The 26,531-nt window shown below is 44.9% G+C and carries 17 protein-coding genes and 1 riboswitch; of the genes, 11 read left to right on the top strand and 6 right to left on the bottom strand.

The window, feature by feature from the left end; all coding sequences use genetic code 11:
• Nucleotides 1-841 precede the first annotated feature (841 nt).
• On the bottom strand, nt 842-2,173 hold the full coding sequence (locus R7E47_RS19620; RefSeq protein WP_318085010.1) for a sodium:proton antiporter: 1,332 nt from the start codon (nt 2,171-2,173) through the stop codon (nt 842-844).
• Between the two features lie 191 nt (nt 2,174-2,364).
• On the opposite strand from R7E47_RS19620, the gene metH reads away from it, so the two are divergent.
• Nucleotides 2,365-6,045 carry a methionine synthase gene (gene metH / locus R7E47_RS19615; protein ID WP_318085008.1) on the top strand — a complete coding sequence of 1,227 codons (3,681 nt, stop codon included), beginning with the start codon at nt 2,365-2,367 and terminating at the stop codon, nt 6,043-6,045.
• Nucleotides 6,046-6,131: 86 nt separating this feature from the next.
• Here metH and lysC read toward each other — a convergent pair whose 3' ends face one another.
• Entirely contained in the window at nt 6,132-7,484 is a 1,353-nt protein-coding gene (lysC, locus tag R7E47_RS19610) for a lysine-sensitive aspartokinase 3 (RefSeq protein ID WP_042523508.1), read from the bottom strand.
• A 101-nt stretch (nt 7,485-7,585) separates the two neighbouring features.
• A riboswitch (Lysine riboswitch) is annotated at nt 7,586-7,764 on the bottom strand.
• A 220-nt stretch (nt 7,765-7,984) separates the two neighbouring features.
• Between lysC and R7E47_RS19605 the strand changes: the two genes are divergently transcribed.
• Nucleotides 7,985-9,106, top strand: a complete 1,122-nt coding sequence (locus tag R7E47_RS19605) for an alanine--glyoxylate aminotransferase family protein (protein WP_318085006.1) — start codon at nt 7,985-7,987, stop codon at nt 9,104-9,106.
• A gap of 59 nt (nt 9,107-9,165) precedes the next feature.
• Here the strand turns inward: R7E47_RS19605 and R7E47_RS19600 are convergent, their stop codons facing one another.
• From R7E47_RS19600 to R7E47_RS19585, 4 genes are all read right to left on the bottom strand, one after another.
• Nucleotides 9,166-10,947 carry a PglL family O-oligosaccharyltransferase gene (locus tag R7E47_RS19600; protein ID WP_237306864.1) on the bottom strand — a complete coding sequence of 594 codons (1,782 nt, stop codon included), beginning with the start codon at nt 10,945-10,947 and terminating at the stop codon, nt 9,166-9,168.
• A gap of 67 nt (nt 10,948-11,014) precedes the next feature.
• The gene (uvrA, locus tag R7E47_RS19595) at nt 11,015-13,837 is read right to left on the bottom strand and encodes an excinuclease ABC subunit UvrA (RefSeq protein WP_005381241.1); all 2,823 of its coding nucleotides are present in this window, start codon (nt 13,835-13,837) and stop codon (nt 11,015-11,017) included.
• A gap of 149 nt (nt 13,838-13,986) precedes the next feature.
• Nucleotides 13,987-14,859: a UTP--glucose-1-phosphate uridylyltransferase GalU gene (gene galU / locus R7E47_RS19590; RefSeq protein ID WP_005381239.1), complete on the bottom strand. Its 873-nt coding sequence runs from the start codon at nt 14,857-14,859 to the stop codon at nt 13,987-13,989.
• Nucleotides 14,860-15,018: 159 nt separating this feature from the next.
• A complete protein-coding gene (locus tag R7E47_RS19585) occupies nt 15,019-15,663 on the bottom strand; it encodes a LuxR C-terminal-related transcriptional regulator (RefSeq protein ID WP_005381237.1) in 645 nt (214 codons plus the stop codon).
• A gap of 277 nt (nt 15,664-15,940) precedes the next feature.
• Between R7E47_RS19585 and R7E47_RS19580 the strand changes: the two genes are divergently transcribed.
• From R7E47_RS19580 to R7E47_RS19540, 9 genes are all read left to right on the top strand, one after another.
• On the top strand, nt 15,941-16,480 hold the full coding sequence (locus R7E47_RS19580; protein WP_005387798.1) for a single-stranded DNA-binding protein: 540 nt from the start codon (nt 15,941-15,943) through the stop codon (nt 16,478-16,480).
• A 242-nt stretch (nt 16,481-16,722) separates the two neighbouring features.
• Nucleotides 16,723-18,732, top strand: a complete 2,010-nt coding sequence (gene csrD, locus R7E47_RS19575; RefSeq protein ID WP_005381201.1) for an RNase E specificity factor CsrD — start codon at nt 16,723-16,725, stop codon at nt 18,730-18,732.
• An 11-nt stretch (nt 18,733-18,743) separates the two neighbouring features.
• Nucleotides 18,744-20,189 (top strand): hypothetical protein, encoded by a 1,446-nt coding sequence (locus R7E47_RS19570; protein ID WP_005387799.1) that lies wholly within the window; start codon nt 18,744-18,746, stop codon nt 20,187-20,189.
• The gene (gene gspM, locus R7E47_RS19565) at nt 20,186-20,836 is read left to right on the top strand and encodes a type II secretion system protein GspM (protein ID WP_005381197.1); all 651 of its coding nucleotides are present in this window, start codon (nt 20,186-20,188) and stop codon (nt 20,834-20,836) included. The genes R7E47_RS19570 and gspM overlap by 4 nt, the downstream gene beginning before the upstream one ends.
• A complete protein-coding gene (locus R7E47_RS19560) occupies nt 20,829-21,161 on the top strand; it encodes a hypothetical protein (protein ID WP_005381196.1) in 333 nt (110 codons plus the stop codon). The genes gspM and R7E47_RS19560 overlap by 8 nt, the downstream gene beginning before the upstream one ends.
• A gap of 20 nt (nt 21,162-21,181) precedes the next feature.
• Complete coding sequence (gene mshL / locus R7E47_RS19555) at nt 21,182-22,822, top strand: pilus (MSHA type) biogenesis protein MshL (RefSeq protein WP_033907420.1); 1,641 nt, start codon at nt 21,182-21,184, stop codon at nt 22,820-22,822.
• A gap of 44 nt (nt 22,823-22,866) precedes the next feature.
• Complete coding sequence (locus R7E47_RS19550) at nt 22,867-23,712, top strand: ExeA family protein (protein ID WP_033907419.1); 846 nt, start codon at nt 22,867-22,869, stop codon at nt 23,710-23,712.
• Nucleotides 23,709-24,803: a tetratricopeptide repeat protein gene (locus R7E47_RS19545; protein ID WP_318085004.1), complete on the top strand. Its 1,095-nt coding sequence runs from the start codon at nt 23,709-23,711 to the stop codon at nt 24,801-24,803. Before R7E47_RS19550 ends, R7E47_RS19545 begins: the two co-directional genes overlap by 4 nt.
• Nucleotides 24,800-26,524 carry a GspE/PulE family protein gene (locus tag R7E47_RS19540; RefSeq protein ID WP_005381188.1) on the top strand — a complete coding sequence of 575 codons (1,725 nt, stop codon included), beginning with the start codon at nt 24,800-24,802 and terminating at the stop codon, nt 26,522-26,524. Before R7E47_RS19545 ends, R7E47_RS19540 begins: the two co-directional genes overlap by 4 nt.
• Nucleotides 26,525-26,531: the final 7 nt, after the last annotated feature.

The following is a 26,531-nucleotide window of genomic DNA, read 5'->3' as shown; positions in this document are numbered from 1 at the left end:
GGTAGTTCAGTTGGTTAGAATACCGGCCTGTCACGCCGGGGGTCGCGGGTTCGAGTCCCGTCCACTCCGCCACTTATATTAAGCCTCAGTCGAAAGACTGAGGCTTTTTTCGTTTTGGTTCCCCGACTTAGCTTAAACCCACTTTCATATTGAAACCTTGCATCGAGAGGCAGGCTTCCCTCTGGTTATGCTTTCTAAGCCCTGTATGAGTGAAGTGGAACGCAGTTTTGTGTGGTTTCTACTGAACCGGGTCCTAGTATCGAGCGCTAGTTTTGAGCCTCTTCATTCACCAAAGCTCCTTTTATTCGATATTAGAAAATCTAGTTATGTGACAGAGTTTAATTGTTTGAAGTGTCGCTTGTTTCTAATTTGAAAACAGGACGACTTTGAATACAAGTTTAGTCTCACTGAGATCAAGAGGGAGGGGGGCTACATTTCTGTTAAGGCTTTGATCTACCTGAATGCTAGCTCAGTTTTATCTTGGTGAGGTTGCTAACCTGTTTGGGTTCTGAACGCAATTACCCTAAATGCCTCTTTCTCATAAAAATACAAACTCGCTCATTGCTAAGTATTGTGGAAGTTTAGCTTTGATGTTTGCGAGGAGCCTATATTGCCAAGGGAAGAGAAGTGATACAGATGAAAATGGGTAAATTAAAAGGCTCGTCTATGAATACTATCTATCGGAAATAGTTAGTATCTATGAAAATGCAGCGTAGCGATTCTTAGTATATTTGAAGGTATATCAAAGAATAAGGAGCACTCGTCCTTGAAGGGGAGTCTGAAAATTAGTTATGAAAAAAGCAGCTAGGTAGCTGCTTTTTATTTATTAAGTTACGTGTCTTTAAGAGTCCACTGGCTCCGTATGTTCCGGAGTGGTTATTGCTTGGTTGTTCTCTTCCATCTTCTTCTCTTCTGCTTTTGCTTTTTCAATCATTGGGGTGATTGTTGAGCCTTGAATGAGGATAGAGAAAACAACGACGGAGTAGGTCATTACAAGAATAATCTCTTTTACATCGATTAACTTATCTTGAATCACCCAAATACCAGATGGAATGGAAAGTGCCATTGCCAATGCAAGGCCCCCGCGTAAGCCGCCCCACGTCAAAATACGTACTGACCACGGGTTATATTTTCTGTAACGCTTAAAGCCAATGTACGAGAGAAATACGCTTAAATAGCGAGCTGCTAGTACAAGAGGGACTGAAATAGCCATCATAATCCAGTCTTCTTTGTGGAATTCAAATAGCAGCATCGACATGCCGATCAGTAGGAATAACACGCCATTCAAGAACTCATCAACAAGCTCCCAAAAATGGTCAAGGTGATCTTCACTCTCTTTTGAAAAGCCAATAAAGCGTGTCCAGTTGCCAATCATAATACCGGATACAACCATCGCGAGTGGGCCTGATACATGGATGTATTCAGCAAATGCGTAACCTGCTGTTGGGACACCAATGGTAAGTAACAATTCCATTGAGTGATCATCGGTGGCACTGATCAAGTAGTGGAATAGCAAACCGAGGACGAAACCATATGTGATACCACCGATAGCTTCTTGGATGAAGAGCAAGGTGACACTACCTACAGTTGGTGCCTCAGTGCCAAATGCAATCGTAAATAGAGTGACGAAGATAACCAAACCGAAGCCATCATTGAAGAGCGATTCTCCTTCAATCTGAGTGGAGATACGTTTAGGAGCATCGAGTTTTTTCACAATAGCCAATACAGCGATTGGGTCAGTTGGCGATATTAGAGCACCAAATAGTAAGCAGTAGACCAAATCAAATTGGATGCCAATTAACTGACAAAACCCATACAGCGTAAATCCAATAAAGAACGTAGAAAACAGTGTAGCTCCAAGGGCTAAAACAGTGATCTCCCACTTTTGATCTTTAAGGTTCGGGAGTTTGATGCCTAGTCCACCAGCAAATAGTAAGAAGCCAAGAATGCCTTTGAGCAAGAAATCTTCGAAGTTAATCCTTGTGATCGTCTCCGTCGCAATTTCGGTGAGATGGAACCAGTTGTTTTGACCCGCAATTAAGATTAGAAGTGAAAGCACCATTGAACCTGCGGTAATCGCAATGGTGGTTTGCATCTTTCCTATCTTGCTGTTTACAAAAGCAATTAGCATCGCAGCTGCGGATAGAAAACATAAAGTATGATAGACCGACATAGAGCTCTCTATTTGTAACATTTTATGAATGGAATTCTCGGCTGATGCTGCTTAAATAGCAAACATTTTTTCGTGATTATTTTGCAAGTTAAGAAGGATATAAAATAATCATTAATTCTACGTTTAGACGTCTAGACTCCTGAAGTTTGTGTGATAGGATGGAAAGATAACTAAAGGAATGAGGCTGTACTGTGGGAAGTAACGTAAGACAACAGATTGAAGCTCAATTGAAGCAACGTATTCTTTTGATTGATGGTGGTATGGGAACCATGATTCAAGGGTACAAACTTGAAGAGCAAGACTATCGAGGAACGCGCTTTGCGGATTGGCATTGTGATCTAAAAGGTAACAACGACCTGTTGGTTCTAAGTCAGCCTCAACTTATCAAGGAAATTCACGCTGCATATTTAGAAGCGGGTGCAGATATTCTTGAGACCAACACGTTTAACGCAACAACCATTGCGATGGCTGACTACGAGATGGAAAGCCTAAGTGAAGAAATTAACTTTGCAGCTGCCAAGCTTGCACGTGAAGTTGCAGACGAATGGACCGCAAAAACACCCGATAAACCGCGTTATGTCGCAGGGGTTTTAGGGCCGACAAACCGAACTTGTTCTATTTCTCCTGATGTAAATGACCCCGGATATCGAAATGTTTCTTTCGACGAGTTAGTTGAGGCTTACTCTGAATCGACTCGTGCTCTAATTAAAGGTGGTTCTGACCTTATTCTTATCGAGACCATCTTCGATACGCTTAACGCTAAGGCTTGTTCATTTGCTGTTGAAAGTGTGTTTGAAGAGATGGGGATTGAGTTACCTGTGATGATCTCGGGGACTATTACTGATGCTTCCGGTCGGACATTATCCGGTCAAACCACAGAAGCGTTTTACAACTCATTACGTCATGTTAAACCGATTTCGTTTGGTTTGAACTGTGCACTTGGTCCAGATGAGCTGCGTCCTTATGTTGAAGAGCTCTCTCGTATATCAGAATCTTTTGTTTCCGCTCACCCAAATGCTGGGCTTCCGAATGCATTCGGCGAATACGATTTGTCGCCAGAAGATATGGCTAAGCATGTTAAAGAGTGGGCTCAAAGTGGCTTTTTAAACTTGATTGGTGGGTGTTGTGGTACAACTCCTGAGCACATTCGCCAAATGGCACTCGCGGTTGAAAATATCGCCCCTCGTCAATTACCTGAACTTCCCGTTGCTTGTCGCTTGTCTGGCCTAGAGCCACTCGCTATTGATAAAGACTCTTTATTTATCAATGTCGGTGAGCGTACGAATGTAACCGGTTCTGCGCGTTTTAAGCGCTTAATTAAAGAAGAGCTGTACGATGAAGCGCTCGATGTGGCTCGTCAACAAGTTGAAAATGGCGCTCAAATTATCGATATCAACATGGATGAAGGCATGTTGGATGCACAAGCTTGTATGGTTCGCTTTTTAAACCTTTGTGCGTCAGAACCTGAAATCTCAAAAGTACCAATCATGGTTGACTCTTCCAAGTGGGAGGTTATTGAAGCCGGTCTTAAGTGCATCCAAGGCAAAGGCATTGTTAACTCGATCTCTCTCAAAGAAGGCAAAGAGAAATTCGTTGAACAAGCTAAGTTGATCCGCCGTTACGGTGCGGCTGTGATTGTGATGGCGTTTGATGAGATTGGGCAAGCAGATACACGTGAGCGCAAAGTAGAAATTTGTACCAACGCTTACCGAATTCTTGTTGATGAAGTGGGCTTTCCACCAGAAGACATCATTTTTGACCCAAACATTTTTGCCATTGCTACGGGGATCGAGGAGCATAATAACTACGCGGTGGATTTCATTGAAGCCGTTGGCGATATCAAACGTGATTTACCACATGCGATGATCTCGGGTGGTGTTTCTAACGTCTCATTCTCTTTCCGTGGCAATAACTATGTACGTGAAGCGATTCACGCGGTGTTCCTCTACCACTGTTTTAAAAATGGTATGGATATGGGGATTGTGAATGCGGGTCAGTTAGAAATCTACGATAACGTGCCTGAAAAATTGCGTGAGGCTGTGGAAGATGTCGTTCTTAACCGTCGTGATGACGCCACTGAGAGATTGTTAGATATCGCGGCGGAATATGCAGGCAAAGGGGTAGGTAAAGAGGAGGATGCCTCTGCACTTGAGTGGAGAACTTGGCCTGTTGAAAAGCGCTTAGAGCACGCGTTAGTGAAAGGAATAACTGAGTTCATCGTTGATGATACCGAAGAGGCTCGTGTCAACGCTTCAAAGCCATTAGAGGTGATTGAAGGCCCATTAATGGATGGGATGAACGTCGTCGGAGACTTGTTTGGTGAAGGTAAAATGTTCCTTCCTCAGGTCGTAAAATCTGCACGAGTGATGAAGCAAGCAGTCGCGCATCTGGAGCCCTACATCAATGCAGAAAAGCAGGTGGGACAAACAAACGGTAAGATTTTGCTAGCGACGGTCAAAGGTGATGTACATGATATCGGGAAAAATATCGTTGGCGTTGTATTGCAGTGCAATAACTACGAAATTATCGATCTTGGTGTCATGGTTCCTTGCGAAAAGATCTTAAAAGTAGCGCAAGAAGAGAACGTCGATATTATTGGTTTATCAGGGTTGATCACACCTTCATTAGACGAAATGGTGCATGTTGCAAAAGAGATGGAGCGTCTCGACTTTAACTTACCTCTTCTCATCGGTGGCGCAACAACGTCAAAAGCCCATACAGCAGTTAAGATTGAGCAAAATTACAAGCATCCAGTGGTTTACGTGAACAACGCCTCACGTGCAGTGGGCGTATGTACTTCTCTTCTGTCAGATGAACGTCGCCCTGAATTTGTTGAAAAACTTGAAGCTGATTACGAACGAGTACGTGATCAACATAATCGAAAGAAACCGAGAACCAAACCAGTGACATTAGAAGCGGCTCGAGCGAATAAAGTTGCTATCGATTGGGAAGCTTACACCCCTCCAGTGCCTGTTAAGCCTGGCATTCATATCTTCGATGATTTTGATGTGGCTATATTACGTCAATACATCGATTGGACACCATTCTTTATGACTTGGTCACTTGTGGGTAAGTATCCAACAATTTTCCAACATGAAGAAGTTGGTGAAGAAGCAAAACGTTTATTCGAAGATGCCAACGAGTTACTTGATCGAGTTGAGCGAGAAGGCCTGTTAAAAGCGCGTGGAATGTGTGGCTTATTCCCTGCTGCGAGCGTGGGGGACGACATTGAAGTTTATGCTGATGAAACTCGTACCGACGTTGTGAAAGTATTACGTAACTTGCGACAACAGACCGAGAAACCAAAAGGATTCAACTATTGTTTATCCGACTACATCGCACCTAAAGAGTCGGGTAAGCATGATTGGATAGGGGCATTTGCTGTCACTGGTGGTATTGGTGAACGAGAGCTTGCTGATCAATACAAAGCACAGGGAGATGATTACAACGCAATTATGATTCAAGCGGTGGCGGATCGCCTAGCCGAAGCGTTTGCTGAGTATTTGCATGAGCGTGTCCGTAAAGAAATTTGGGGTTATGCTGCGGATGAAGATTTATCTAACGATGATCTCATTCGTGAAAAATACCAAGGTATTCGCCCTGCACCAGGTTATCCAGCGTGCCCTGAGCATACTGAAAAAGGACCGCTTTGGGAGCTACTTAATGTGGAAGAGAATATTGGCATGACTCTAACCTCCAGCTATGCAATGTATCCGGGCGCGTCAGTCTCTGGTTGGTATTTCTCTCATCCTGACTCACGTTACTTTGCGATCGCACAGATCCAAGAAGATCAGCTACAGAGTTACGCCGATCGTAAGGGGTGGGATAGGATCGAGGCTGAAAAATGGTTAGGGCCAAACATTAACGGTTAAATTGATGTTTACCTCGTCCAAATGTAACAACTATTGAAACAATAAAGGGCTGCAGATACGCAGCCCTTTGTTTTATTGAGTTGAACTTACTTCTCAAACAACTCAGTGTGGAGTTTTTGTATGGCTTGTTTCGATACCGATTCATGGAGCAAGAAGCATAAGTTGTGAGGGCTAGCGCCATAACAAATCATGCGTAGGTTAAAATCTTCTAGCGTGCCAAAAACCTGTTTCGCGTAGCCTTTACTCTCACTCATGTTGTTACCAATGAGAGCAACGAGGCATAGGTCATGTTCAACTTCTACCTTACATAGCTCTTCTAACTCTTCTCGTACAGCTTGCGGCAGCTGCGGCGCGCCGCCGGATGTATCGGTTTGATCAAGTGTTAACGATACACTGATTTCAGATGTTGTGATCAAATCGACAGAGATCTTATGCTTTGCAAGGATCTCAAAGACCTTTGCTAAGAAGCCGTATGCGTGGAACATATTGGCGCTGCGTAGCGTTACCATGGTTTGGTTACAACGCAAAGCTAGCGCACGGAATAACGGTGAGCTTTCGACTTGGTGGCGAATCCAAGTTCCCCCTTTTTCTGGCTCTTTCGATGACCCTACAAATACCGGAATGTCGTGGCGTAATGCGGGTACTAGCGTAGAAGGATGAAGGATTTTAGCGCCAAAGTTAGCCATTTCTGAAGCTTCACTAAAGCTGATCTCAGGAATTGGTGAGGCTTTTGGCGCAATTCGCGGGTCTGTTGTGTAGATGCCCGGAACATCAGTCCAGATTTCTAGCCCTGCCGCTTTAACGCTCTCAGCAATTAAGGCGGCGCTGTAATCGCTGCCCCCTCGACCTAATGTTGTTGTATTACCGGCTTCGTCAGATCCTATGAAGCCTTGAGTAACAACAACGGATTGTTGGCAAAGTGGTACGAGTTTATCTTGCGCAAGCGTCGAAATTGCTTCAATGTTTGGCTCCGCGCGACCAAAGTTGTCATCAGTACGCAGCACATCGCGGATATCAAAGCGCACAGCTTGAATGCCTCGCTCACACATTAACTGAGTTAGAATATGCGTCGACATGAGTTCGCCACATGCGACTAAATGATCGGTTAACTTTGCACTAGCTTGGATAGATGCAGCCTCGGCCAGGCTGGTTACGGTATCTAATATGCCATACACCTCGGCAGCAGTTTTCGTGCTGTCTTCGAGCTGAGTTAAAATGGCGTCATGAATGTTGGCCAGATTTTGCAGCAGCTCAGTACGGTGCGTTTGATCCTGAACACCGTTGGCGAGTTCTACCAACAGGTTGGTGACGCCAGAGCAAGCGCTGCTCACGACCAGGCGAGTATTTGGATTGTTTTCGATAATGGTGGCGCAACGACTCATTGCCTCAAAGTTGGCAACACTGGTTCCACCGAATTTAGCTACGTTAAATGCGCTCACTGCGTTCTCCCACGACTTCCTAAAAAATTGTACATCCAATGTTTAGTGAGAAAAGGAACAGAGCAAAAAGAGAGGTATTTAGAATGCTATTTGAAAAATTTACCCTCAGAAGCCCTTCATCAGACTGCGCTGATGACAGTTGATGGGATTCAGCCCAATTCAACCGACAAGTCAAATCCTGCAACTTTGACTTACCTCGGCACTACTCCCCCTCAATGATTGGTGTTGGAATTGCGGTTCCACAAATCATCTACCTGGGTAGCGCTCCTCTTCTACATAAAGCTCAAACATTGAACGGTTTTGAGGCCTTAATGTCAATCAATATTTCAACCTTTATGGTGTTTTTTATTAACGATTTTGTGACACTGGTTTGACCTCTATACTTACGGCTAATTGCTGATAGAGGAAAAATCTATTAGGGTGAAGAACCCTACACCTGAGCCATGTTATTGAGTAGAACTTTTAGAATGCTCAGGATAAAAGATAATCAAGGAGCTGACATGTCGATCCAAAGCTTTATTCCACCTCACCGTATTTTAATGGGACCTGGTCCTTCTGATATTTATCCTCAAGTGTTACAAGCACTAAGCCGTCCTACGGTAGGTCACCTTGATCCTCTGTTTATCGGTATGATGGATGAGCTCAAGCAGCTATTGAAGTATGCCTTTCAAACTGACAATGAGTTCACTATTGCGGTTTCAGCGCCAGGTAGTGCAGGGATGGAAACCTGCTTTGTAAACTTGATCGAGAAAGGCGACAAAGTGATCGTCTGCCGTAACGGTGTATTTGGTGAACGCATGCGCGAAAATGTCGTCCGTGCTGGTGGTGAAGTTGTTATCGTCGATGATGAATGGGGGACGCCTGTTTCCATTGATAAAGTCGAGCAAGCACTCGAACAGCACCCAGATTCAAAAATTCTTGCTTTTGTACATGCGGAAACCTCAACTGGTGCAGTCAGTGATGCTCAAGCATTGGGTAAGCTGGCGAAACAGCATAATGCATTATCTATTGTTGATGCGGTGACATCGCTTGGTGGTGTGCCGTTAAAAGTGGATGAATGGCAACTGGATGCGGTTTACTCTGGCAGTCAAAAATGTTTGTCATGTGTACCAGGGCTCTCACCAGTGACGTTTTCTCCTGCCGCGATTGAAAAGATTCAAGCAAGAACAACACCAGTACAGAGTTGGTTCCTCGATCAGAGTTTAGTTTTGGGGTATTGGAGTGGAGAAGGCAAGCGTAGTTACCATCATACGGCGCCAGTTAATAGCTTGTATGCGCTTCACGAAGCTTTATTGATACTGAAAAATGAAGGATTAGAAAACGCTTGGGCTCGTCACCAACTGATGCATGAAAAACTCAAAAATGGCTTACAAAAGTTAGGCTTTAAATTTGTTGTGGACGAAGCCCATCGGTTGCCACAATTAAATGCGATTTACGTGCCTGAAGGAATTGATGAAGCAAAAGTTCGTGCTCACTTGCTAGAAACCTATAACCTAGAAATTGGTGCAGGCCTTGGGGCATTAGCTGGTAAAGCGTGGCGTATTGGCTTAATGGGTTACGGCGCTCGATCTGAAAACGTTGCGCTGTGCTTAAAAGCGTTAGAAGAGTCACTCACTGAATAAAATCATACAGCAATGAGATAAAGAAAAGCGAAGGTCATCCCTTCGCTTTTTGGTATTTATTACTCAGCTCCTGAAGTGGGGGCTGGTGAGGCAGAGATTGCTTGAGAAGGTGGTTGGTAATTGACGTCACTGAAATCAATCTTCGGGAACAAAAACTGCGCTTCAGCTCTAATTTGCTCCGCTTTACTTGAGTCATCTAAGCCTTGGTAGGCCAAAATCAAATTATTATAAAATGCAGGGCGAGGCTTATCTTTGATGATTTTTAGCGACCAATCGATATAAGGCTTGATCAAGGTTGCGTCTTGTTGGTACAGCCCAAGGTTTAAAAACGTGCTATAGACATCCCAATCAAACCTGTCTTTCCAAACTACAGGGTTACTGACTTGATTCAGAATATCAGGGTTAGTTGGTCTAGTGGTCTCAAACTTCGTCAATACATAATTCGTATGTAATGCGCTTACCATGTAAAACGTAAACGCAACGGGAAGTACCAAACTAAAAACACGCAGCAAGCTTTTGGTCACATTACTAAAGCCGACTTGTCGATAACGAGAGACGCGCTGATCGACCCAGTACAGTAGGATAACGAAGATCAACCAATGCACGAGAGAGTGGTAGAAAGGGTATTCCAGTTGTGAGTGCAATACGATAGGTATAAACAAGGCCAGCAACGCAAGACGAGTTCCGCGTTTGGCTTGATAGATTCGATACAGTACTAGTGCCATCGCTAAGAAGATGCCGAGTATTGGCAGCAAGCCACCTTCTACTCCCCAGTAAAGTAGCTCATTATGCGGATGATCCATGGCTGGCAAACCAGCTGGGTAATTCTCATTTAGGGCATGTTGACGAGCCGTATACAGCATGTACTCAGATTCAAACTTGCCATATCCATAACCAGTAAAAGGCTTTTCAATCACCATGTCTAATGTTTGTGGAAAAGTATACGCTCGAGGAGACTCCATATTTACTTTTTCTGCGGCTAACCCACCTCCATCAGGAAAGGCAAGATGCATGACAACGACTGAGAGTAAGAGCCCACTTACAAGTGACACAACCCAGCGGATAAAGCGCCCTTTGGTTGCAAAACGGTACATGTATGGAATGACCAACAACACGGCGATGACTGAGGCTAACCAACCAGTGCGTGAAGCCAACGCCACAATTAGTGGTAATGTTAAAACTGGCACGGCATAGAGAAGGTAAACATCGCTTAACTTACGATCGTATTTGTAGGGCTGACGTGCAAGTAAATAGCTGGCAATCACCAACCCTGTCGCAAGAAAGCTGGCCATTACATTGGGCTGTTGGAAAATACCATAAGGACGATTGGCCACCGTGTCGTAACCAAACGGATTGCCTGGTTTGAGATACAGATATTGTGTCAAACCAAAAATGGCTTCGATAACAACCGCAAGGACAATGAACCATAATAGGCGTTGGCGATGTTTATTACTGAAATGAAATTGTTGTAAAACAATAAAGAACAGGACACCACACCACAGGCCAATGAGCTTATTGGCTGCCAAACTGCTATTCGCATTTGGGTACAGAATGGGCACCGTCATGATAAGAGCACTAATGAACAAGCCGATGGTTAGTTTTGAGTAACGTAGTACTCGATTATTCGCAAGTTGGTAACACCCAATGCCTAATGCAAAGCTAAAAGCAATCCAAGTTGTCGCATTGAACGAAAGCGAAAGCCCCGAACCGCCGGGGTTGGGCATGAAAAAGTGCATTGCCAACACAAATAGTGTTGCCAAGGCAATGAGAAACTTGCGATTGAGGGGAACCTGTACTTTTTCGGGAGAAAGCTTTGTTCCACTTACATGTATAGTAGCCATAGTTATTGCGTTGTTTTGAATGAAAAAAGACCAGCACTTGCTGGTCTCGATACTTTACCTGTTTTTTCTACTTCAACATAGGCTTGAGGAAGTGAGCTGTGTGCGAACCCTCGATTTGCGACACATCTTCCGGAGTGCCTTGAGCGATTATCTCGCCGCCACCCTGACCCCCTTCAGGACCAAGATCGATAATCCAGTCCGCAGTCTTAATGACGTCCAGGTTATGCTCGATCACCACGACAGTATTTCCGTGGTCGCGAAGTCTGTGCAGTACAGTGAGCAACTGCTGGATATCATGGAAGTGAAGGCCGGTTGTTGGTTCATCCAAAATGTACAAGGTTTTTCCTGTATCACGTTTGGATAGCTCTCGCGCCAGTTTCACACGCTGTGCTTCACCACCGGAGAGTGTTGTTGCCGCTTGACCCAATCGTATGTACGACAAACCGACATCCATCAGTGTTTGTAGTTTGCGAGCGATGGCAGGAACTGGATCGAAGAAGGTGCGTGCATCTTCGACCGTCATTTCTAGCACTTCATCAATAGTTTTACCTTTGTAACGTACTTCGAGCGTTTCACGGTTGTAGCGTTTACCTTTACACACATCACATGGCACATAAACATCTGGTAGGAAATGCATTTCTACTTTGATAACACCGTCACCCTGACAGGCCTCACAACGACCACCGCGTACGTTAAAACTAAAACGGCCCGGTTTGTAACCGCGAGAACGCGACTCCTGTGTGCCTGCAAACAGTTCACGGATTGGTGTAAAGATCCCCGTATAGGTTGCAGGGTTAGAGCGAGGTGTACGGCCAATTGGGCTTTGATCGATATCGATGACTTTATCGAAGTGCTCTAGACCTTTAATCGATTTATAAGGTGAAGGCTGAGCCGTTGTCGCTCCGTTAAGTTGGGTATGCGCAATTTTAAAGAAAGTATCATTAATCAGCGTTGATTTACCTGAGCCAGATACTCCTGTAATACAGCTGAATAACCCAACAGGAATTGAAAGATTAACGTTTTTAAGGTTATTACCTGTAGCGCCTAATAGCTCAACCGTTTTTTTCGGATCTCGCGGCGTGCGATCTTTCGGTACTGCGATTTCTTTAACACCACTTAAGTACTGACCTGTCAGAGAATTCGGATTCGCGACTATCTCTTCCATGGTGCCTTCCGCAACAACATTACCACCATGTACGCCAGCACCAGGACCAATATCTATGACATGATCTGCACAGCGAATCGCATCTTCATCGTGTTCTACCACAAGTACGGTATTACCTAAATCGCGCAAATGAGTCAGTGTTTTTAGGAGTCGTTCGTTATCACGCTGGTGGAGGCCAATCGACGGTTCATCTAAGACGTACATGACACCAACAAGACCTGCACCAATTTGGCTTGCTAAACGAATACGTTGAGCTTCACCGCCTGATAAGGTTTCTGCACTGCGTGATAAGTTTAGGTAGTTCAAACCGACGTTAACTAAGAATTGCAGGCGGTCGTTGATTTCCTTCATCACTTTTTCAGCGATTTGGGCGCGTTGACCTTCCAGTTTCAAGGAATGGAAGAATTCCAATGCATCAGCAATGCTGAGTTCAACAATCTCAGGTAGTGTCGTATCAGCAATAAACACGTTACGTGCTTCAAGGCGTAGACGAGTACCGCCACAGCTTGAACAAGATTTAGTGGAGATGTATTTTGCAAGCTCTTCACGGACAGAGTTGGATTCTGTATCACGATAGCGACGTTCTAGGGTATTCAGAATACCTTCGAATGGATGGCGTTTAACGCGAATATCGCCACGATCGTTGATGTATTTAAACTCAATCTCAGTACGACCTGAGCCCTTTAGAATGACATCTTGCGTTTTCTTTGGCAGAGAATTAAAAGGGGCATGGAGGTCAAAACCATAATGATCGGCCAATGAGGTGAGCATTTGGAAGTAGTAGTAGTTCTTTTGATCCCAACCGCGAATCGCACCTTGTGCCAAGCTTAATGAATCATCTTGAATGACTCGGCTTGGATCGAAGTATTGCTGCACACCCAAACCATCACAAGTGCCACATGCACCAGCAGGGTTGTTGAATGAGAAAAGTCGCGGCTCTAACTCTTGCATGCTGTAACCACATTGTGGACAAGCGAAGTTGGCGGAGAAAATAATCTCTTCACCGTCGCCATCCATTGGCGCGACAACTGCAATTCCGCCTGATAATTCGAGTGTTGTCTCGAAAGATTCGGCCAAGCGCTGTTGTAAGTCTGGACGAACTTTAAAGCGGTCTACCACAACTTCAATGGTGTGCTTTTTATGTAGTTCAAGGGTTGGAGGATCGGAAAGATCGCAAGTTTCTCCATCAATACGCGCACGAATAAAGCCTTGAGCCGCTAAGTTCTCAAGCGTTTTAACATGCTCACCTTTACGTTCTTTGACAATAGGCGCCAATAGCATCATTTTGCTGCCTTCCGGCATCTCTAGGACTTTGTCCACCATTTGGCTGATGGTTTGCGCAGCAAGAGGGGCATGGTGCGTTGGACAGCGGGGTTCGCCCACACGAGCATACAATAGACGTAAGTAGTCGTAGACTTCGGTAATTGTACCGACGGTTGAACGCGGGTTATGAGAAGTAGATTTCTGTTCAATAGAAATCGCAGGTGATAACCCTTCAATGTGGTCGACATCGGGTTTTTCCATCAGAGACAAAAACTGACGAGCGTAGGCAGAGAGAGACTCTACGTAGCGTCGTTGGCCTTCTGCATACAATGTATCGAAAGCGAGAGAGGATTTACCGGAGCCACTTAGTCCAGTAATGACAATCAGTTTATCGCGAGGGATTGTAAGATTAATGTCTTTAAGGTTATGGGTTCGGGCACCGCGAACTTCTATTTTATCCATCGTTTTTGCTCTATGTATAACCAAGTGGGGCAAGTATTACATAGTGTGAGAAATGTGCAAAGAAAATTACTGGATAAAAAAACAGTAAAGTAAAAAGCCCAGCGTTGTGCTGGGCTTTCGATACAGTAATTTCGTACTAAGACGATGCTTTATACTGCTTTTTGTGTTGCGTGCTTACCTAGCTCAGAGGTTTTTTCATCTTTTAGATACAGGTTTTCAAAACAATAGTTAGTTGCTTCGATGTAACCTTCAACGCTACCACAGTCAAAGCGTTTGCCCTTGAATTTGTAAGCCAACACACAGCCCGCTTTTGCTTGCTTCAGCAGCGCGTCAGTGATTTGAATTTCACCACCTTTACCAGGTTCGGTGTTTTCAATCAGTTCAAAAATATCGGGAGTCAGGATGTAGCGGCCAATGATAGCAAGGTTGCTAGGCGCCGTGCCTTTCTCTGGTTTTTCTACCATGTCGTCTACGCGATAGATGTCGTCTTTGATCATTTCACCAGAGATAACGCCGTATTTGTGCGTTTCTTCGGCTGGTACTTCTTGTACTGCAACGATAGAACAGCGGAACTGCTTAAATAGTGCCACCATCTGAGCCAGTACGCCCTCTTGCTCGTTCACACAAAGGTCATCAGCAAGAACAACAGCAAATGGCTCATCGCCTACCAATTCTCGTCCAGTTAGAATCGCGTGGCCCAAGCCTTTCATTTCGCGTTGACGTATATAAGTGAAGTTTGCAGATTCAATGATTTCACGGATATCTACCAACAGCTCTTCTTTGTTGGTACCGCTAATCTGATGTTCCAGTTCGTAGTTCTTATCAAAGTGGTCCATGATCGAGTGCTTGCCACGACCTGTCACAATACACATGCCGTTCATACCAGCTTGGATTGCTTCTTCGACACCGTATTCAATAAGCGGTTTGTTAACGACTGGCATCATCTCTTTTGGCATAGATTTCGTTGCCGGTAGGAAGCGTGTGCCATAGCCTGCAGCAGGGAACAGACATTTTTTTATCATTGGGGGAATATCCTATCTCGTTTTTATCAAGAATCTGCGCATAACTTTAACACGAGAGGTATCAATGAATCATGAATAAAGTAGGAAAAAATGTGAGACTCGGTGCGGAAAAAAGATGAGCGACTCGTCATTTCAGTTATCAGAGCCGCTAACATTGCATCACGACATTAAGTTTTGGTCTGCCCAGGCGATTGCCTGTACTCGGTTCTTTACGGATAGCTTTTTGAATATCTGATACAAGTGCGATTTGATGGTGAATTCACTGACGAATAACTCTTCGGCCATCTGACTGTTCGAGGCGCCAGCTTGTAGGCAACGCAGTACTTGTAGCTCACGAATGGTTAGGTCTACCGTAGCTGGTGCAGTATGAGTATTAATGACATTGCGGTAATAGTGTAAAAGTTGACTGGTTACATTACGCGGCAGCCAGTTTTGACCGTTAACAATGCCTTTTAACCCTTCTCCAATTTGCTCTAGCGTATCTTCAGAATAAAACACACCTTTTAATTGACCAAATGAAAGAAGTTCATCTGTGGTTAGTCTTTTAGGCACGTTGAAGACAACGGTTTCAAAGTTTTTCCATACAAGAGGCAAATTTTTGATCGATTGAACAAGTGATTTATGTTCACTGAAGTCGATCAGTAGAATTTTATTACGGTGTTGTGGCTTGGCTTCCATGAGTGCTGCGGTTGAAATCACCGGGATGCTCATATCAACGTACTTTTCGAGTGCCGCCACTTTTTTTTGCGCATTATCTTCCATACTGATCAGAAATAGCTTTCTTGCGTAAGCCGACTTTCTCACGTGTTCCAATCTCCCTGGGTTCAATAGAAGCCATAAACTGGCATTAAAGAGAGGCCATAACCATCGCTTTACTGAATAAATGCGTTCGAATTCAAAGCTTCACGAAACGATGTCTGCAACGCGAATCAAAAATGCTACACACGTAAGTTGAAATACGATTTGGGTTCTAGAGGATGACTCAATAGATCACAATGGTATTAGACTTTAATCAAAACATTAAAGCGTGCTATTCTAATGCGCTAAAATTTTATATATCCAGAGTGAAACGGAGCACATCATGGCCAGCCGTGGAATTAACAAAGTTATTTTGGTGGGGAATCTAGGTAACGACCCTGAAATTCGTTACATGCCGAATGGCGGTGCAGTAGCAAACATTACTATTGCGACTTCTGATTCATGGCGTGATAAAGCGACTGGCGAACAGCGCGAAAAAACGGAATGGCACCGTGTTGTGTTGTTCGGCAAACTTGCGGAAGTAGCAGGTGAGTACTTGCGTAAAGGCTCTCAAGTTTACATTGAAGGGCAACTGCAAACTCGCAAATGGCAAGATCAAAGTGGCCAAGATCGCTACTCAACTGAGGTAGTTGTTCAAGGCTTCAATGGTGTTATGCAAATGCTTGGCGGTCGTGCTCAAGGTGGCGGCGCACCAATGGGCGGTCAACAGCAGCAACAAGGTGGATGGGGTCAGCCTCAACAGCCAGCTCAGCAGCAGTACAATGCGCCTCAGCAACAGCAACCACAACAACAGGCTCCGCAGCAACCACAGCAGCAGTACAATGAGCCACCAATGGATTTTGACGACGATATCCCGTTCTAAATTCTGCTTATGCTTGAATCGAAAAGGCCGCGAATATCGCGGCCTTTTTTATTGTCGCAATCTAATGATCTCACAGGCTTATCTTGGCAAGGTTAGGCGTAACAATAAAACTTATCAATGAGTGTGATTTTCTTTATGCTCCAGCCTCTCACTATCAGACTAATCCGATTGTTTGATGAACTCTTATCAAGTATAAATATTTCAATAAGGTATATGATGAATAAAAAAGGAATTTGGTATTCATGAGGTATACCCCAACTCTTAAGTTAAGCACACGGCTGGTGGCCTTTGTCACCATGATCGTTATCTGCGCCATGTTTATCTTGTTTGTCGGTGGCACCCTCTCTTTTAAACGTCTTGGGCAGGAATATCTCACCCATTATTTAGAAGGGATCGTAGAGGTGGTCGACAAGGAGATGGAAGATCCTGACGCCGCTTATTCTATGCAGCGCTGGATGCCGAAAATGCTGCAGGCTTCCAATATTGTCGAAATGACGTTGTCGACCAACAACGCCGTTGTTTATCGCTTCAAAGATACTTCTCATCAAATGGAAGCGTCAGTCTTGTTTGAGGCTGAGTACCAGCTGACTCACAATCAAGATTACACGATTCACTTTAAAGCAATTCCCCCTTACTTAGGTTACAGCTACTCAATGCAGGCGCTTTGGTCGATCACGCTTGCCGTTATATTGATCATCTTCTGCTTAATGCGCGGCGTGGCATGGCTTAAGGAACAATTAGAAGGCTCCGAAATGCTCGAAGAGCGAGGCAGAATGATCCTGGCTGGTAGGGTAGAGCAGTATGCCAAAGGTGACAAAAAAGAATGGCCTTACACCGCCAGTGAAGCGCTCGATGTATTAATCGAAGAGTTACAAGATGCGCGTCAAGAGCGAAGCCGATTTGATACCTTTATTCGAACTCAAACCTTCCTTGATAAGCTAACCGGTACCGCTAACCGAGTGTTATTTGATAGCAAGTTGGAATCGGCGTTACTAGAAAGTGGGGCTCGCGGCGCCGTGTTGCTAGTGCGTATTCAAGACTGGAAACTGGTTGAAGAAGAGCAAGATAAGCAAATTACGGATGAGTTTATTGTTGAAGTTGGGAGTTTATTGTCCAATTTAGTTCAACGATACCCAGATGTTGTATTTTCCCGTTATTACGATGCTGATTTTGCGCTTTTTCTACCGCACCAAAGTGCGAAAGATGTGGCTAACCTCGCCTCGCAATGCATTCGCCAGTTAGAAAAGTTAATGCCGCCAGAGCCACTTGATCCAGACAACTGGTGCCATATTGGCATCACCACTTATAAAGAAGGTGAGCGACACAGCCAAATCATTGATGAAGCCGAGACTGCTTTGCGTAGTGCGCAACTACAAAATAACAATAATTGGAGTCGCTTCAAAAAATGGAACCACGATGAAGAAGCTCGCGGAAGTGTGAGGTGGAGAACGTTATTTGACACAGCACTTACACCTGAAAGTGTGATACTCTACGCACAATCTGTGCATCCAATAAGTGACGCGACGCATAAAAAATCATTATATGAAGAGTTAACATGTCGGATTCGCGATCCTGAGAATGGGATTGTTAAAGCGTCTCGGTTCATTTCTGCGATCAGACAGGTTGGTTATGAAGCGCAAATGGATAAGTCAGTTATTAATAAATTCTTAAGAGAGTTTAAGGATAATTTTGATAACTCAAGATCGTATGCGCTCAATTTGAATGTAACGCCATTTTCTAACCGAGAGTACTTTAAATGGTTTCGTGATGAACTCTTACAGTTGTCACGTGAGCAGAGAAAGTGTCTCAGTTTTGAGTTTGTTGAAGCACAATTTGTAAGACACTTAGACTTTATGCGACCAGTCGCTAAAATGCTGGCCGGTTTGGGGTGCCACTTAATGGTTGGGCAGGCTGGGCGTACCATCGTCAGCACTCACTATTTAAAAGAAGTGGACATTCGTTATCTTAAACTTCATCGCAGTTTAGTAGCAAAAATCGACCAACGACATGAAAACCAGCTATTTGTCCGCAGTATGCTAGGTGCGGCGGCAAACAGTAAAACTAAAATTATAGCAGTGGGAATTGAGAATCAGAACGAGCTCAACACATTAATTGAGCTCGGGGTTTATGGTGGGCAAGGGCGTTACTTTTCTGCGGAGCAGCAGTTTCTTCCTCGTCCCCAAGCGTTGCCGAATTCTCAATCAGAATCCCAAGTTAAATTGGGAAGACGAAATCGCTGGCGGAAAAAATAAAGATAATAATCATGGATTTCAAAGCACTATTCGACAAGCTTAAGCGATCATCTAGTGGTGATCGCTCCTGCTTTTTGGTTATTCAGCCAGACGCCGTTTATTTATCATCTTCAATCAAAAGTAGTCGTCCATACCAATTTGATATTTCTGAGTCCAATTGGGAAAAAGCCGTTGAGCAAGCATTGAGCGTTGCAGCGAGTGCGTATGATTCATTAACGGTTATTCTTTCTCATAACTATTACCAGATGTACCAAATCGACAAACCGGTCATGCCGCGTCAAGAATGGCCAGCCGCATTACCGTTTTTGTTGAAAGAACTGATCTCTGAGCGTGCTATCGACATTATTGCCGATGCGGTCGAGTTACCGAATTCAACCAAAGTGCAAGCATACGTCTTATCGCGAAAAATATTGGATAAGATTGTGTTACTGGCCAGTCGAGCCCAATTACCATTAGAAGCCATTCTTCCAGAAGACGATATTTGGGGAGAGACTGCTGGTGAACTAGGAAACTTCCTATTATTACAACGCAGTGTGCGTGGTCATTTCCGTATAAGCGCTTTTGTCGAAAATACTATTGCGTTCCACCGCTCTATTCGCAGTGTGACGCCACCGTTAACGGGGGTTCCGTCTAGCGATTTACAGATGGACAGTCTGTCGTTAGAACTGCAACGTTCGATTGACTATCTTTCATCTCAGTTACGCCATGTGCAATTACATCAATTGAAAGTGTGCTGTGATGAAGAGGATGAGAGCGAGCTTGTTCAGGCTCTGAACTACCGTTTAAGTACTAAGGTTTCACCGTTATTACCACCAGAACATGAGCTATCAGGGCATGTTTTGGCTGACACTGCGGCTACTTCAAATACTCGACGCGTCAACTTATATCCCGATTACTTAAAACCGAAAAAAGAGCTCCTGACGCTAAAAAATATCGCGTTATCTTGGGGCGTTGCGGCGGCTGCAATTCTATTTTCTTACGGTTATGTCACTTGGCAGAGCAGCGGTTTGGAAGATGAGATTGCTATTGTAAAAAGTAAAGGCGATATCATGAAGTCAGAGCTTGAACGTTATCAAGTCAAGCTACGTAAACATCAACCTGACAATAATAAGCTGGCAGCTAAAGCCCGCTTAGAGCGTGAAGTCAAGGCGAAGCGAGACTCGCTTAAAGCTGTCGGGAAATACGATGACTCGCAGCGCACGGGTTACTCTGGCGTGATGCAATCATTAGCGAAGCTAGGAAACCAAGAAATTTCTTTGTCCGAAATTCGAATCAATACCCATACCTTAGACCTGAAGGGGCTAGCGAAAAAACCGAGCTCAGTGCCAAATTGGGTTAGCCAATTTAAAAACGAAATTAGCTTGGTTGGTCGAACGTTTGACGACGTCAAAATAGGTCGAAATGATAAGGATATTGTGACGTTTGAACTAAAAACGCGCGAGGATAAAGAGAAATGAACGAATTCTGGCTCTCATTAGAAGGGCGCTTTGGCGAAATGAGTACGCGTGAAAAAGTGCTCACTGCATTGTGTGGTTTAGTTGTCGTGATCATGTTGCTCTTTACGCTGGTATTGGAGCCAAAGCTTAACGAGATCATCAGTAATGAGAGGCAACTAAGTAATTTAAAGCAAGCCAATCAAAAGATTGAAATCGATACGCTACGTATTCAGGCGCAACTTAAGAAAGATCCAAATGCTGAGATTGATCGCGCGATATCTAATCTGTTAGCTGAGAGTCAGCATCTTTCGATGCAATTAGCGGAGATCATCGAGCATCTTATTACACCTTCGCAAATGGCTGAGCTGCTTGAAAATGTGTTGGAGCAGCAAAGTGGCATTCACCTTTTGTCTCTGCAAACCTTGCCATCTGAGCCAATAACGGAAGATAAAGAAGCATCGCAATACTCTGGTTACTACGTGCATCCTGTTCGTATGGAACTGACTGGTGACTATTTTTCTATTGCTAATTATCTGAATAAATTGGAGAGCCTTCCTGCGAGTTATTACTGGCGCAGCTTTAGTTATAAAGTCGAAGAGTACCCGAAAGCGAAGCTTGTGTTAGAAGTCTACACACTAGGATCTAGAGAGGAGTTTATTGGTGGTTAACAAACTCATCATCTCATTGCTTGTTATGGCAGCGGCAGGAACCGCTTGGGCAAACCAAGACCCAACGGCCCCACTTGGTTGGGAAAAACCAGCGGTTGAAACGTCAGCGAAACCAAAAGTTAAACGGTACCGACTGCCTAAGCTCAACAGTATTGTGTGTAAGCCAAGTACTGATTGTATCGCGATTATGGATAACAAACTTGTCGAAAAAGGCGAGCTATTTAAGGGTTATCGTGTCGCGAGCATTAATAGTGAATTTGTAACTTTAAAGCGTGGTAACCGTCAGTGGGACCTAGAGCTTTTTGATTTAAACGTAAAACAATAATAACCAGAGCCCGATCAGATATGCGCAAATTAGTTGTAGGAATAACGATTGCTTCTTTAATGGGATGTTCAATGGGTCATCGGAATCCAGTGGAAGTTAAAGAAGCGCTCAATGAATCGATCAATCAAGCGAACAGCCGCACATTGGAAGAAATCCCTTCTTCTGTTGAGGCAGACTTGATGCCAAATTTAGACTCGAACGTTGCATCAGAGCAAGGCACCTCGAAGCGTTTTCGTATTCAAGCGAATGCGGTCGATGCAAGAAGCTTTTTCGCCTCGTTGGTGAAAGGCACAGAGTACAGCGTGGCGATTCACCCATCGGTACAAGGTAATATCACTGTCAACTTGTCAGATGTGACATTGGATGAAGTTCTGAATGTCGTACAGAATATGTATGGCTATGACGTGGTGAAGTCTGGCAAAGTTATTCAAATCTACCCAGCAGGTATGCGTACTGTGACCATTCCAGTCGATTATCTACAGTTCAAGCGTTCTGGTCGCTCATTAACCAGTATTGTTACGGGCTCTGTAACCTCGGCTGGTACGTCTAATTCTGGTGGTAGCTCAGACAGTTCTGACTCGTCAGACTCTAACAATGGAAACAACAACGATAGCTCGACCACATCTACGGGTGGTACACGCATTGAAACCATCACTGAAAGTGACTTCTGGCCGATGCTGCAGCAAGCTGTTGCGAATCTAATTGGTTCAGGCAAAGGGCAAAGTGTGGTTGTAACGCCACAAGCGGGAGTTATTACGGTTCGAGCATTTCCAGATGATATTCGCGAAGTACGCGAGTTCTTAGGTGTATCGCAGGAGCGCATGCAGCGCCAGGTCATTCTTGAAGCTAAAATCCTAGAAGTGACGTTGAATGATGGCTACCAACAAGGCATCAACTGGTCAAACTTATCGGCGTCAATTGGTAACTCGGGTAGTATCGTAGTCAACCGCCCTGCATCGGCATTACCACCATTGGATGCGATTGGCACGCTATTGGGCGGTCAAACCAACGTGACTATCTCTGATGGTAACTTCAATGCTGTATTGAGCTTCATGTCTACGCAAGGTGACTTGAACGTCCTTTCGAGCCCTCGTATTACCGCTGCCAACAACCAAAAATCTGTCATCAAGGTCGGTACCGATGAGTACTTTGTTACAGAGCTATCGAGCAATGCAGGCAACGGTGAAAACTCAAATGCAGTTCCTGAAGTGGAACTGACGCCATTCTTCTCGGGTATTTCCCTCGATGTGACTCCGCAAATTGATAACAAAGGCAATGTGTTCCTGCATGTTCACCCCGCAGTTATTGAAGTCACGGAAGAAGTGAAGCAATTGAACTTGGGCGGAGATTTCCAAAACATCCAACTGCCATTAGCGAAAAGCTCTATTCGTGAATCAGACTCGGTTATTCGTGCTAAAGATGGCGATGTTGTGGTTATCGGCGGGTTGATGAAACAGCAAAATCGTGAGCTTGTTTCTAAAGTCCCATTTTTGGGCGATGTACCAGCACTGGGGCACTTGTTCCGCAACGTGAATAACGTAACTGAGAAAACAGAATTGGTCATCTTGCTAAAACCGACCGTAGTTGGCGTGAACTCTTGGCAGAAAGAGCTAGAGCGCTCTCGTGATCTGCTGCAAGAGTGGTTCCCAGATGCGCAATAAGCGCTGGGAAAGGTTCTGTTTTTCAATAGGTTTGTGATTCGAGTATGTACTTGTCACACTTTGGGTTCCGAGTTCAGCCTTTTTCGTTAACCCCAAATACCGAAATGTTCTTGGGGTTAGTCCCTCACTATGAGGCGATCCAAACCATCCTAGCTGCCGTGCAAATGGGAGAAGGGGTGATTAAGGTGACGGGAGAAGTCGGCACTGGAAAAACCATGGTATGCCGTAAGCTGATCGAGCAGATTGAATCTGAAGTTGAGCTTATTTACTTACCCAATCCAGTGTTGAATGGGGAACAGTTGCAGTTTGCTGTCGCCAGAGAGTTGGGTATTGAGAACGATGATCCGCTGCGCATCGTTTCCCTCATTCAAGAGCACTTGATTCAAGTACATGCCTTGGGAAAGAAAACCGTCTTGATCGTTGATGAAGCGCAAGCTCTTTCCCCACAAGCTTTAGAAACATTGCGTCTATTTGGCAACCTAGAAACGGAACAAGATAAGCTCATTCAATTGGTGTTATTCGGACAACCTGAGTTGGATGAAAGATTGGCTAACCATGAGCTAAGGCAATTTCGTCAACGCATTACGTTTAGTTGCCAGTTACGTCCTCTCTCTATCGATGAAGGCGTGGCTTACATCAATAATCGTTTAGATAAAGCAGGCAATGGGGCGCACATTTTTTCTATTGAACAGAAAAAAGCGATTTGGCGTTCATCCATGGGGATTCCGCGCTTGATAAACCAAATTAGCCACAAGTCGTTGCTTGCTGCATTTAATGAGCGTTGCACACTATTGAAAAATCATCACGTTTACGCCGCTATGCACGATACGTTTGATGCCCGTAAACCTAAGTTTAAAACACCCGTATTTTGGGGATGGAGTCAACCTTGAGTGCCATCAATAAAGCATTATCAGAACTTGCTGAAAAAACATCGCCGTCAGAGCTTACTCGTGCGGAGATTCCAAGTGTCTCACGCAGTAAACCTTGGCTTTGGCTTGTCGCCGGTTTTTCGTTAAGCCTTGCGGTTGGTAGCTGGGCGGTCTCTCGCGGTCCTGTTCCTTCAGGCGAGCTATCACAATTTCAAACCGACGCTATGCCATTGTCGTCTGTGAATGTCTCACCAATTGTTTCATCGGAGCGCACTCACTCGCCAACGAGTAAAATGACGCCCGATACAACTCAAGTGGTTTACACCAAACCAGCCACACAGCCGGTAGCGCAACAGCCTCACATGCAAGAGACTGATAGGTTCACGCCAAGATCTGAGATAAATATCGCCTCTGATGATGCAGTTTTACTCGCGCAGTTAGCAACGATGCCGAGCGAGGAGCAATACGATCCCGTAACCCACACGACATCAGAAAACAGCTCAATGCGTATTGAGCAGGTTGAGCTTACACATCGTCAGCTTTCTCTTAAGGCAGTTAGTCGAGCGGAAAAGGCACTCGATGCTAACGATATGCAAACGGCGTTATCGGCTTATGCCGAGGCGTTGCGTTATGAGCCAATGAATGCAGACACGCGTCAAAAGTTATCAGCGTTGTACTTTGGTAAAGGTGACACGCGTAAAGCATATGAGATTATTCAAGAAGGCATCAACCTAGATACGAACAACCAAGTACTCCGCTTTGCCTTGTCTAAGTTGTTAGTGAAAGCTAATCAACCTGAAGCGGCGCTGAGCCCGCTTGTTCATTTGCCTCCAGTACCAAGTCGAGATTACTTGGCGATGCGTGCGGCATTGGCACAAAAACACAAGCAAAATGACATTGCGCTTGAGAGCTATCAACTCCTCACTCAGCGTGAACCGGAAAACGCGCGCTGGTGGTTAGGTTTGGCTATTCAACAAGAGCGCGCCCTGGCTTTTACTGCCGCGATTAACTCTTACAACCAAGCTCTGGGTAAAGTTGGCATTTCGAATCAATCGCAAGCATTTATCCGTGACCGTTTGAGCATCTTGAAAGAGTTGGAGAGCGCACAATGAAAATTCAGTTGAGAAAACGCTTGGGCGATCTTCTGGTTGAGGAAGGTATCGTCTCTGAAGAACAAATCCAGCAAGCACTAAACGCACAACGCAGTACCGGGCAGAAGCTAGGGGATGCGTTAATTGACCTTGGCTTTATTACCGAAAAGCAAATGTTGGACTTCTTGTCTCAGCAGCTTGGTTTGCCACTGATCGATCTTGGCCGTGCGCCTGTGGATGCCGAAGCCGTGCAGATTCTACCTGAGGTACACGCACGTCGCTTACGTGCGATGGTCGTTGCTCGAAATGGGGACACACTGCGCGTTGCTATGAGCGACCCTGCGGACTTATTCATCCAAGAATCATTGATGAACTTGTTAGGTCAATACAACCTTGAGTTCATTGTGGCTTCAGAGCGTCAGCTCATTTCAAGCTTTGACCGCTATTACCGCCGTACTAAAGAAATCGCCTCCTTTGCTGAGCAGCTGCATGAAGAGCATAAAGATGTACAAAGCTTTGACTACGGTATTGATGAAGCCGATAGTGAAGAGGTTACCGTTGTAAAGCTGGTTAATTCCATGTTTGAAGATGCGGTACAGGTTGGAGCTTCGGATATTCATATTGAGCCAGACGATCAAGTATTGCGTTTGCGCCAGCGTATTGATGGCGTATTGCATGAAACGCTCTTAAATGAAGTGAATATTGCATCGGCTTTGGTTCTTCGACTGAAGTTGATGGCACACCTAGATATTTCTGAAAAGCGCTTGCCACAAGATGGCCGATTCAATATCAAAGTTCGTGGGCAATCAATTGATATTCGTATGTCGACGTTACCAACGCAGTACGGAGAATCTGTGGTAATGCGTCTGCTTAACCAGTCCGCTGGTTTGCGTCCGTTAGAAGAGTCGGGCTTGCCGCCAGACTTGCTTGCTCGCTTACGTCGACAGTTGGCGCGTCCGCACGGCATGATTTTGGTTACCGGGCCGACAGGTTCCGGTAAAACCACCACGCTTTACGGTGCATTGAGTGAGCTCAACGAACCTGGGAAAAAGATCATTACAGCAGAGGATCCGGTTGAATATCGTCTGCCTCGCATCACTCAGGTACAGGTTAACAGTAAGATCGATCTAACTTTCTCGCGTGTTCTTAGAACCTTTTTACGTCAAGACCCAGACATCATTCTTGTTGGTGAGATGCGTGATCAAGAGACGGTAGAAATTGGTCTGCGAGCTGCACTAACGGGTCACTTAGTATTGAGTACTCTCCACACCAACGATGCTGTCGACAGTGCGTTACGTATGATCGATATGGGTGCGCCGGGGTACTTGGTTGCTAGTGCAGTCAGAGCCGTGGTGGCGCAGCGTCTTGTGCGTCGAGTTTGCCCTGATTGTAAAACAGAAGACCACTTAGATGAGTCTCGCCAGCAGTGGTTAGCTGGGCGTTTCCCAAATCAAGTTAGCACCATTTTTTATAAAGGCGCAGGTTGCCAAAACTGTAACTTGACTGGTTATCGAGGCCGGATCGGTGTGTTTGAAATGCTCGAACTTGAGCAAGAGATGATGGATAAATTGCGCGCCAATGATGCGGTTGGCTTTGCGCAAGCCGCGCGCCGCTCAGAAAACTATAAGCCACTGCTTGCTTCTGCAATGGAACTGGCGCTACAAGGCACAGTCAGTTTGGATGAAGTGATGACCCTAGGTGAGGGTGATGCTTCTGGTAAGACTGATCCCATTTTCATATAGGTAAGTG

This window comes from Vibrio sp. Vb1026 (assembly GCF_033338745.1).
In the GTDB taxonomy this organism is placed as follows: Bacteria; Pseudomonadota; Gammaproteobacteria; order Enterobacterales; family Vibrionaceae; genus Vibrio; species Vibrio alginolyticus.
This window is presented reverse-complemented; position numbering and strand designations above follow the sequence as displayed.

Bases quoted from the DNA above. Each gene is read 5' to 3' on its own strand.
- R7E47_RS19600 (WP_237306864.1), bottom strand. From the start codon at position 10,947: ATGGCTACTATACATGTAAGTGGAACAAAGCTTTCTCCCGAAAAAGTA.
- gspM (WP_005381197.1), top strand. From the start codon at position 20,186: ATGAACGAATTCTGGCTCTCATTAGAAGGGCGCTTTGGCGAAATGAGT.
- uvrA (WP_005381241.1), bottom strand. From the start codon at position 13,837: ATGGATAAAATAGAAGTTCGCGGTGCCCGAACCCATAACCTTAAAGAC.
- R7E47_RS19540 (WP_005381188.1), top strand. From the start codon at position 24,800: ATGAAAATTCAGTTGAGAAAACGCTTGGGCGATCTTCTGGTTGAGGAA.
- csrD (WP_005381201.1), top strand. From the start codon at position 16,723: ATGAGGTATACCCCAACTCTTAAGTTAAGCACACGGCTGGTGGCCTTT.
- R7E47_RS19570 (WP_005387799.1), top strand. From the start codon at position 18,744: ATGGATTTCAAAGCACTATTCGACAAGCTTAAGCGATCATCTAGTGGT.
- R7E47_RS19580 (WP_005387798.1), top strand. From the start codon at position 15,941: ATGGCCAGCCGTGGAATTAACAAAGTTATTTTGGTGGGGAATCTAGGT.
- R7E47_RS19620 (WP_318085010.1), bottom strand. From the start codon at position 2,173: ATGTCGGTCTATCATACTTTATGTTTTCTATCCGCAGCTGCGATGCTA.
- mshL (WP_033907420.1), top strand. From the start codon at position 21,182: ATGCGCAAATTAGTTGTAGGAATAACGATTGCTTCTTTAATGGGATGT.
- R7E47_RS19605 (WP_318085006.1), top strand. From the start codon at position 7,985: ATGTCGATCCAAAGCTTTATTCCACCTCACCGTATTTTAATGGGACCT.
- galU (WP_005381239.1), bottom strand. From the start codon at position 14,859: ATGATAAAAAAATGTCTGTTCCCTGCTGCAGGCTATGGCACACGCTTC.
- R7E47_RS19550 (WP_033907419.1), top strand. From the start codon at position 22,867: ATGTACTTGTCACACTTTGGGTTCCGAGTTCAGCCTTTTTCGTTAACC.